This window comes from uncultured Gimesia sp., assembly GCF_937919775.1.
Lineage (GTDB): Bacteria > Planctomycetota > Planctomycetia > Planctomycetales > Planctomycetaceae > Gimesia.
Window position 1 is genome coordinate 1 of the sequence record NZ_CALFPF010000804.1, and the last position, 8,818, is coordinate 8,818.

The window sequence follows — 8,818 nt, forward strand, 5'->3', positions numbered from 1 at the left end:
TACTGATGCGTCCATCGCCATAAGTCCACATGAACCGCAGTGCCTGCATGGCGGCATAGGTCTCACTGAAGGCGACATCTTTGGGGACGAACTTCGACTGATCGATTTTATCCAGGCCTTCTGCACCGGTCAGCAGCAGGTATCCCGAGATCACGCCATCAATGCCCAGCCGAAAGTCTTTCGTGGGCTCATTGATTTTCTTTTCCATAAACGCGACGTCAGCCTGCTGGCCGCAGAGTCCCAGCAACAGTCCATACAATCCCAGGCGGGTGACGGGAGTTTCAGGATCGACAATCCACTTTCGGATCTTTTCCCGCGGCAATTCTTTGGCGAGCGGGGTGATCTCTTCGTAGGGGGCATTGGCAAATTCGGCGTAAGCGTCGTTCGAGATCATCTGGTCCGGAAATTCCAGGAACTTTATGAAGTACCGCAGGCGTTTGGATGTTTTTTCTTCCGGAGCAGGGGCCTGCGAAATGTAGTGGAAGCTCGTTTCGGTGACTTCAATCGGGTCGCCCCAGTCGACGCTGGTGCCTTTCGTGCCGAGCAGCAAAAACAGATTTCCCTTTTTGCCGGGACGATGGCGATTGATGGTGATCTGCTCGCCGACTTTCAGTTTGTCTTTATCCGACTGACGGATAATCTCTTTGATTTCAAAGACCGTTTTTCCGGCTTTGTCCAGTGTGCCTTTTTCCGCTTCCGACCACTGGGCGAGGACGGCGACATCAGACTGCGAGAGTTGCTCGGTCAATGTCAGCGACGGGGCCGAACAGAAAGGACAGGCTGTGACATAAAGTGATTGTGACATCACGAACAGCCCGCAGAGCAGTCCCAGGATAAAACGGTTTTTGCTGTATTTTGTGAAACGATTCATTTGCCGAACCTCGTGGCGATTGAAAACTGTATTGTGGAAACGTGTATGTTTAGTTAATGCCTGTGAATATTATTTATCGATCACGATGGCGTCGTCAATCAGATAGATCCGCTGTAGTTCGCCATCGACGGTTTCTGCTTTAATATGGAATACGCCGACGACATCAAACGGGCGGTTGAGAATATAATCGGTCGTCACCCCGTCCCGCATCACTACGGGAAACAGGTCATAAATCTTCGGGTTTTTGCCAAAGCAGCAGATCTGGTTATCGCGGGCCAGTTGAAAAAATTCATTACCCGTCTGCTGGAACGGCGGATACATAAAGCCCCGAATACGAATCCGCTGGCCATCCAGGTCCTTGAGCCATTCAGGCATCAGTTCCGGTGCCTGGGGAGTGACCGGTTCCATATTCATCACTTTGAGTAAATCAATATCATCGTAGTTGATCAGCAGTACATTTTCAGGCGCTACTTTGCGAAAGGAGCGATCTTTCACGAGTATTTTCACTTCGCGCGGTTCGCTGGCGGCGAGTTCTTTTTGCTCCTGTTCCGTCAATGCGCGTTGGCTGGGATCCGGCTTGCGGGCAACCAGAGCCAGTTCCTCTACGCGGATTTGTTTTGCAGGTTGATTCGCAGTCGGCGTCGGTTCTGCTTTTGCAGGCGAATTGTCTGCTGTTGTTGTCTGTTGTTTCGCTGGGGCAGGTTCAGGCGTTGCGTCTGCCCGTGTTTCCGGTTGCGTTGCGGATTGTTGATTCTGCTGCGCGGCAGGCGATTTTGAGTCGGCGGCGTCTGACGCAGCGACGGTTTCCTGACCGCTTTGATCAATCTTGTCGCTGAACTGGCGGTACTCTGTCTGTTCTGACGAAGAACAGCCGGTTCCTGACACAGCAAGACTGCCCACACTCAGGAGCAGTAAAAAAGTAATCATCTGGCGGGCGGGGTAAAGGTGGGCCTGCACGTGATCAAACTCCTGATGATCGGGTGGTTGCACCAACTTCTTGGCAAAGTTGATAATGGCTCAGACTGTCGATCAATCTGAGCCATTCGGTGAATAAAATGGTAATGTGTCTTTCTCTCTGTATTTAAGGGCACAGAAATTAATAGGCGGTCCTTGCCTGCTCAAAATGTGTTCCCTTCAACTGATAAACGGGTCTCAGTTCTCCTGCCTGCGTCGGTGCTTCTGCTTGAAATTCGCCGGCGACGGACACCAGGCCTGCGTAAAAATTGGCACTGTGATCGCCTTGCATTTCAACCAGGATCATATCTTTAGCGTCAGGTTGTCCGCCAAAGCAGCACTGGCCGTTGTCTTTGACCAGAATAAAGCTTTTCAGATTTTCTGTTTGTCGGGTGGGATACATGTAGCCTTTGAGGAAAACCTTTTGCTTGTCCAGTTTGAGTACGTCAGGATCGACCCTGGTGACGCCGTCTGTCTTGACAAATTCCTTGGCGGCGATATCACTGGCAAAGTTGAGCCGATGGTATCCCTCGGGCACTTCATTCGCATAAACGAAAGACTGATAGGAAATTCCGGTGATCAGGAAAAACGTCGACAGCGTAACCGCGGCGATCGCCACCGTCTTGCCACCCAGCTCTCCCGCAGATCGTTTGATGCTGAATAAGCTGAAGAGAGAAACGACGATCCCGAAAACGGCGATTCCTAATCCGATAATACCGAACAGCGCGATGAACGAAAACAGACCTAAAACCAGCCCCACGACAGCAGTTGGCGGCACGGGTTTGTAAGAAAACTCGTCCTGGACAGTGACGGCATTCTGTAAAGATTGATTGGATCCATCAAGAACTTGCGACATGTTGCAAGGCCTTTCAAAAATTCAGCAAGAATAAAAAACAAATACTATAAACAATCGTCACTCACGATCCCCGAACATTGCCTGTTTCTGGACGTGAGCCACATTCTCCGCTTTCATCATATCATGCAACAGGAGCCAGAGCACCCCTGAATTCGCACAGAAAGTCAGAGAAACCAGCGAAGCGGCACGGGTAGCGCGTAACTTTGCCAAGTCGGAAAACGCCCCGCAGCCTCGCTTCGGGAACTCACTTAGACACTCTGTTGATACAGTATATACGGCGACGATTTGTTTTTTGTTGAATTATTATCAATCTTAAGTATGTGCTACGTCAACTCCAGACGAACGCAGGACGCCGCAAAATAAATTCGATTCAACGACAATTTGTAAGACATGAATAGACCGTCACTTACGGAGTAAGCCTCTGGCCGGTTCTGGAAAGGAGACGACTTCTGTTTAATTGTTCATTATTTCTGCGCGACGGATCGCATATTTGCCTTCTGGAAGCCGATTTGCCAGCGAGCCACGAATTCAATCACATTCGCGTGGCTCAGCAGGTGTTCCCCCGTAATCTGACGACAGAATAAAATCAGTCGCTTAACGTACTGGCGACGTCGGTGCGGTAAGCGGTCATTGCCGGGATGAATCCGACCAGTGACGCCAGGACGACCAGAACCGGCAGCAGGATCAGTTCGACGGAACTGAAGGCGAACGGGTTGATCAACAGTCCGCTGCGGGCTTCGATAATCGGAGCGGCGATGAAGACCAGGCCGTGACCGAGGATGATTCCCAGGATACCGCCGCCGAGGCAGAGCAGTACCGATTCGGAAAGAATAATCGCGAACACGGTGGTGCGGCCCGCGCCCAGGGCGCGCATGATGGCGATTTCCCGTTTGCGGTCTGACATCGAATTATAAATGCTCACAAAAATACTGACGCCGGAGACGATAATGATCAGCGAGGTCAGCACAATCAGCATGGTACGTATATTTCCCACGATGTTGGTCATAAGCCAACTGATCTGCTGAATCGGATTGACGGCCTGCGCCTGATTGCCTTCTTTCAATTCAGACTGAAATTTGATCGTCGTAAAGCCGCGCAAGCGGTCCCCCTTCATCTGCACCAGAATCGCGGTGACTTCTTTCTGGGCATCGGGAACATCATGGTCGTGACCGGCATGATCGTGGCCGGCGTGATCATGATGATCGTGGGCCGCGTTTTCTTTGGCCAGCGTTTTCAGTTTTTCTTCGTCGACTGTTTCACCAAAAAAAGCAGCTTCACGGCGGATCGCTTCTTCGAGTGGTTTTTCATGTCCGGAAACCTGATAAAACCCACGCAGATTGACGAACACCGTGCGATCATTGGGGGTGCCTGTCGGCGCCAGAATCCCTACGATTTTGAATTTTTCATCGTGCACGTGCCCACTTTCCGCGGAGCCATGAATCAGGCTGAATTCATCGCCCATCTTCCAGTTGTTTTGTTTTGCGACTGCCGAGCCGATCACGGAATCCCAGGTTCCCGGCAAGAATTTGCCGTCAGCGTTGATCCGAAAATGACGGCCGGGAACGTACTCCAGTGCAAAATAACGGGGAATGGTGCCGACAATCGGAAAACCTCCTGTTTGCGTCACGTCGCCAATGGCGAACGGAATCGCCTCTTCCACGCGCGGGTCTTTTTTTAATTCGGTGTAGTAGCGATAAGGCAGGTTTTCAATCGGAGCACCGACACGAAAAACCGTGTTCAAAACCAGTTGCAGCGCGCTGCCTTTCGGACCGACAATCAAATCGTAACCGCTGGCCGTCTGGTTAAACATCCGGTCAATCACGCCGTTGATGACGAGGACGGAGATCATCAGTGTGACACCCAGGGCAACACTCAAAGCCGTCAACAGAGAGGCGAGACGACGTTGTCGGATACTTTTCCAGGCAATAGTCAGAGTATTCATAGTGCAGAATTGCTTTGTTTGCTGAGGAATAAAAGATGAAGGACATCCACTGAAAAATCATCAGAACTAAACTTTGGCGTGAACTTTATTGAAATCGCTCAGAGTTTCCACGCGGTCAAACTGTTTGGCCACTTCCTGCGAGTGTGTGACGAGCAGCATCGAAATCTGATTCTGGGCACAGGCATCGCGCAACAGATGCAGGATCGTTTCCTGATTGGCCAGATCCACGTTCGCCGTCGGTTCGTCGGCCAGTAATAATTTTGGTTGATTCGCCAGTGCGCGGGCCACCGCCACGCGCTGTTGTTCTCCCACCGACATCTGTTTGGGGTGATGATGCAACCGATGTTCCAGTCCCACCAGCGCCAACAGTTCTTTCGCGCGATCGCGATTCGGCTTTTTGCGGGAAAAACTCATTCCCAGCAGGACATTTTCCAACGCGGAAAAGGCGGGTAACAGATTGAACGTCTGGAACACAAAACCGATGCGCTCGGCCCGGAATCGGTCGCGGACCACTTCGGCCATCGAAGCGATTTCGGTGCCGGCAATGGTGACTTTGCCGCTGTCAGCCGCCGTGATGCCGGAGATCACATTCAGCAGCGTCGATTTTCCCGAACCGCTCTCGCCGATGAGCACCACCTGTTCGCGCTCTTTCACTTCGAACCGCTCGATATCCAGAATGGGGAGCGTGGAACCATTGGGCTCGCGGTAACTCTTTTTCACATTTTCCAGCAGCAGTGACATACGGACCTCGTTCAGGGGATCTGAGAATGCTGATCAAATTATCCAGGTACAGATCTTCGTGATTGTTTTTGCAAATGTTATGCAATAAGCATGTTGTTGCCTAGTGTTGTTTTGACAAATCTTTGTAATTACTCCCGATCAGGGGCTGTGATTGAAGCGTCTTAAACAATTATTAATATATGACTTACGTCTACGGTTTTACAAGTCGGTTGGCGCAGGATCGCCGTAGGCTTATTTCAGCGGATTTGCTATAGTCCCGCCTCTCTGATTTTAACCGATGTGTGTCTGGATTGTGAATCAAGGATGATGACAAGATGAGAAGTCGCAAACAGGGTCGCTGGATGACTCCCTTTCGATTATTAATGGTAGCAGGATTGGGCATTTTGGGAACTGCTTCCTGGAAGTATGAGTGGATTCCACTCCATCTGGGCAGCGCACCGACGGGCGCCTTGCGAGACTCATCTCAGGATTCGGCAGCCGCCGGCCAGAATCAGGCTGCTCCGCAATATGTGGAACCCGTGCTGGCGCAGGAGACAATCATTGCGCAGTCGGAACCGCCGGCGGAAGAATTGCCTGAGGGGAACGACAATCAGCGTTCCTATCAGATCAGGGATATCGAAGTGCCCCGCATTTACAAGCGGACCTTGTCTGGTGAAGTTGTGGAGTCCGCGCCCGAAGTTGATTCTCCCGTGAATGAGGCCATCGAACCAAAACAATTCAAAGCTTCAGCGCAGCCCCTGTTCAGGGATGAGAAGTCGCTCTCCTCACAACAGTCCGCAACCGACAGAAATGCCCCGCAGAAACTGAATCCGCCGGAAGGCATCAAACGCGCGAGTGCGCCCGTCATCAAAACAGCCGAACATGCCAGTTTTAAAGAAGAAGTGGACGGAGCGCAGCCGGAGAATGTTCCACCCGATTTGATTGCCATCGATCAGTTAATTCAGCAGGGAAAAATTATCGACGCGCATAAGCAGCTATCCAAAATTTATTGGAATCAACCGCAATTATATCCCGTGATCAAGTCGCGCATCACAGAGACCGCGCGCATGATTTATTTCTCGCCTCAGCCCCATTTCATGACGCCGCATGAAATCGAGCCCGGCGATCAACTGCGAAAAGTGGCAACCCAGTATCACATCACTTGGGAATATCTGTCGAAGCTGAATCAGATTGACCCGAAGAAAATTCGCCCCGGTCAGAAACTGAAAGTCATCAAGGGGCCTTTTTCCGCGTTTGTCGATTTGAGCGATTTCTCGCTGACCGTGCATGCCCACGGTTATTTCGTGAAACGTTATGCGATTGGTACGGGCAAAGATCACAGCACGCCGACCGGAAAATTTCAGGTCAAAGAGAAGCTCGTTGATCCGACCTATTACGGCCCCGATGGTGTGATTGCCAACGATGATCCCACTAATCCGCTGGGCGAACGCTGGATTGATCTGGGGGACAGCTATGGAATTCATGGCACGATTGATCCGGCTTCCATCGGCAAGGCCGAGTCGAGAGGCTGTGTGAGAATGCTCAACGAAGATGTCGCCGAAGTCTACGACCTACTGGGTGTGAACTCGGAAGTGGTGATTCGCCCGTGATTTCCGACTTAATCCCGCAGGCTTTCGATTCTTTCTCTGCGGGTCTGTTTGAATGTTGAATTCAAGCCTGTAGAATACGTGTGGCAGAGCCGGAAACGGTGCGTTGGCGACAATGCGCTGTTCAGAGACGCTTCCTCATATTGACACACATTCCAGGTAAAGAAGAGAGCATTCATGTTTGATCGGGAAAAGCTGATCGAGTTGTTTCGAGAGCGTGCTTTAAAGTTTGGCGACTTCACGCTGGTTTCCGGAAAGAAAAGCAGTTACTACCTCGATGGAAAACAGGTCGTCCTGCATTCGCATGGTCTGCGTCTGGTGAGCGAAGGACTGTTGGAACTGCTGGCGGATGTCGAATTCGACGCCATCGGCGGGATGTCAATTGGCGCCGATCCGATTGTCGCCGGCGTGCTGGCGATTGCCGCCGAACAGGGAAAATCACTGAACGGATTCATGGTTCGCAAAGAACCCAAAGGGCATGGCACTAACAAATATGTCGAAGGCCCCGTTCAGCCCGGTGATAAAGTCGTGATCGTTGACGATGTCATTACCACGGCAGGCAGTTCATTGCTGGCCGTCGATCGGGCTGAGGAGTTTGGCTGTCAGGTGGTGCAGGCGCTGGGGGTCATCGATCGACTCCAGGGGGGCGCTGCGAATTTCGCCAAACGCAATATCCCGTTCAAGGCGTTGCTGACGATTCAGGATTTTGGAATCGAACCGCCCGCCGAAGATGCGTAATCGTCGAACACTCCGGGCGCTTGATCACAAGCGCCTGTGAAGTTCAGTCGGACGGTTTACTTCCCTCAGTTTGTTTCCGGTCGATTTTCAGTCCACGCCGGGAATGGGCTGATTTTTATCAATCGGAACACCGATCATCTGGCCGCTGAACACCATATTATCATTGACCAGGCCTTGAAAGTTGAACTCGGCCCGTTTGCCGGCCCGAATGCGCGCCAGTTGTGCCATGATGACCAGACGTTGATTAGGAAAGACGGGGGCGCGGAAACGAACATCGTTCATCCCGCCAAAACCCAGGAAGTCTCCTCCCAGCAATTTGTATTTCCGGGCATAGAAACCGGCCAATTGAGCGGAACATTCGCAGAGAATGACTCCCGGCATCAGGGGAAAACCGGGCATGTGGCCGCGAACCCAGAATTCATTCTCGGAGACGTCTTTAAAACCGACGATGCCATGCTTTTCATTATCGATATGCACAATGCCCGAAAGTTGTTCCATCTCAAATCGCTGAGGGTTGATTTCCCGGATCGCTTCGATTCCGTACAAAGGGTTTTCAAAATCGAAGTCAATTCCACCATAAAGCAACTTGGGAGGCATGTTCTCTTTTCTCCAAAACGGGCGTCATTTTAAAAAGCCCTTGTTCCCTGGCAGGGGCCATCACGTGAACGAAATGGTTTTGACAAGGCAAATTTTGTTTCTGCCTACGATTCACGAGGTAATGAAGGCAACGCTAACTGCTGATAAAACCTGTGATCTTAGCAAAATCGGCAGTCTATGTTAATCGAGGATTTCCACTAATTGGTTCAAATTAGTGATCAATCTGTCAGGTTTTTTGTCGGGATCTCTGACTTCTTCTTTACTGGCCTGCAGACTGAGGGAATCTCCGGCAAATAATACCGTTTTCATCCCAAACTGCCTGGCAATTACCAGATCATCATGAATACGAGTACCCACGTGCAGGATTTCCTGCGGCGAAATACCCAACTGCCCGAACCGGTCGACCAGTTTTTCATAAAGGGACGCCGATGGTTTGCGGACTCCTTCGTGCCAGGATAGACAAAAACATTCCTGAGTGAAGAGTTCGGAAAGGGGGGGCAGTGTACCTTGTGAGGCCAATCCCCGCAATACTT

Annotated in this window: 10 protein-coding genes; 2 read left to right on the plus strand and 8 right to left on the minus strand. The window is 51.2% G+C overall.

Annotated features, from left to right (window positions below):
* The 6 genes from Q0294_RS22930 to Q0294_RS22955 all read right to left on the minus strand — a co-directional run.
* The coding region (locus tag Q0294_RS22930; protein WP_299470134.1) for a hypothetical protein at positions 1-871 on the minus strand (871 nt) is incomplete at its 3' end.
* A 69-nt stretch (positions 872-940) separates the two neighbouring features.
* Entirely contained in the window at positions 941-1,861 is a 921-nt protein-coding gene (locus Q0294_RS22935; protein WP_299470136.1) for a hypothetical protein, read from the minus strand.
* 106 nt (positions 1,862-1,967) lie between these two features.
* On the minus strand, positions 1,968-2,681 hold the full coding sequence (locus Q0294_RS22940; protein ID WP_299470138.1) for a DUF3299 domain-containing protein: 714 nt from the start codon (positions 2,679-2,681) through the stop codon (positions 1,968-1,970).
* Positions 2,682-2,738: 57 nt separating this feature from the next.
* Positions 2,739-2,891, minus strand: a complete 153-nt coding sequence (locus tag Q0294_RS22945; protein ID WP_299470140.1) for a hypothetical protein — start codon at positions 2,889-2,891, stop codon at positions 2,739-2,741.
* A 376-nt stretch (positions 2,892-3,267) separates the two neighbouring features.
* Positions 3,268-4,623, minus strand: a complete 1,356-nt coding sequence (locus Q0294_RS22950) for an FtsX-like permease family protein (RefSeq protein ID WP_299470142.1) — start codon at positions 4,621-4,623, stop codon at positions 3,268-3,270.
* A 66-nt stretch (positions 4,624-4,689) separates the two neighbouring features.
* Positions 4,690-5,364, minus strand: coding sequence for an ABC transporter ATP-binding protein (locus tag Q0294_RS22955; protein WP_299470144.1), 675 nt, complete (start codon positions 5,362-5,364; stop codon positions 4,690-4,692).
* 314 nt (positions 5,365-5,678) lie between these two features.
* Here Q0294_RS22955 and Q0294_RS22960 point away from each other — a divergent pair, with 314 nt between their 5' ends.
* Positions 5,679-6,953 carry a L,D-transpeptidase family protein gene (locus Q0294_RS22960; protein WP_299470146.1) on the plus strand — a complete coding sequence of 425 codons (1,275 nt, stop codon included), beginning with the start codon at positions 5,679-5,681 and terminating at the stop codon, positions 6,951-6,953.
* 174 nt (positions 6,954-7,127) lie between these two features.
* Complete coding sequence (gene pyrE, locus Q0294_RS22965) at positions 7,128-7,688, plus strand: orotate phosphoribosyltransferase (protein ID WP_299470148.1); 561 nt, start codon at positions 7,128-7,130, stop codon at positions 7,686-7,688.
* An 87-nt stretch (positions 7,689-7,775) separates the two neighbouring features.
* Here the strand turns inward: pyrE and Q0294_RS22970 are convergent, their stop codons facing one another.
* Both Q0294_RS22970 and Q0294_RS22975 read right to left on the minus strand, forming a co-directional pair.
* Positions 7,776-8,285 (minus strand): beta-hydroxyacyl-ACP dehydratase, encoded by a 510-nt coding sequence (locus Q0294_RS22970; protein ID WP_299470150.1) that lies wholly within the window; start codon positions 8,283-8,285, stop codon positions 7,776-7,778.
* 180 nt (positions 8,286-8,465) lie between these two features.
* A partial coding sequence (locus Q0294_RS22975) for an HAD hydrolase-like protein (protein WP_299470152.1) occupies positions 8,466-8,818 on the minus strand: 353 nt, incomplete at its 5' end.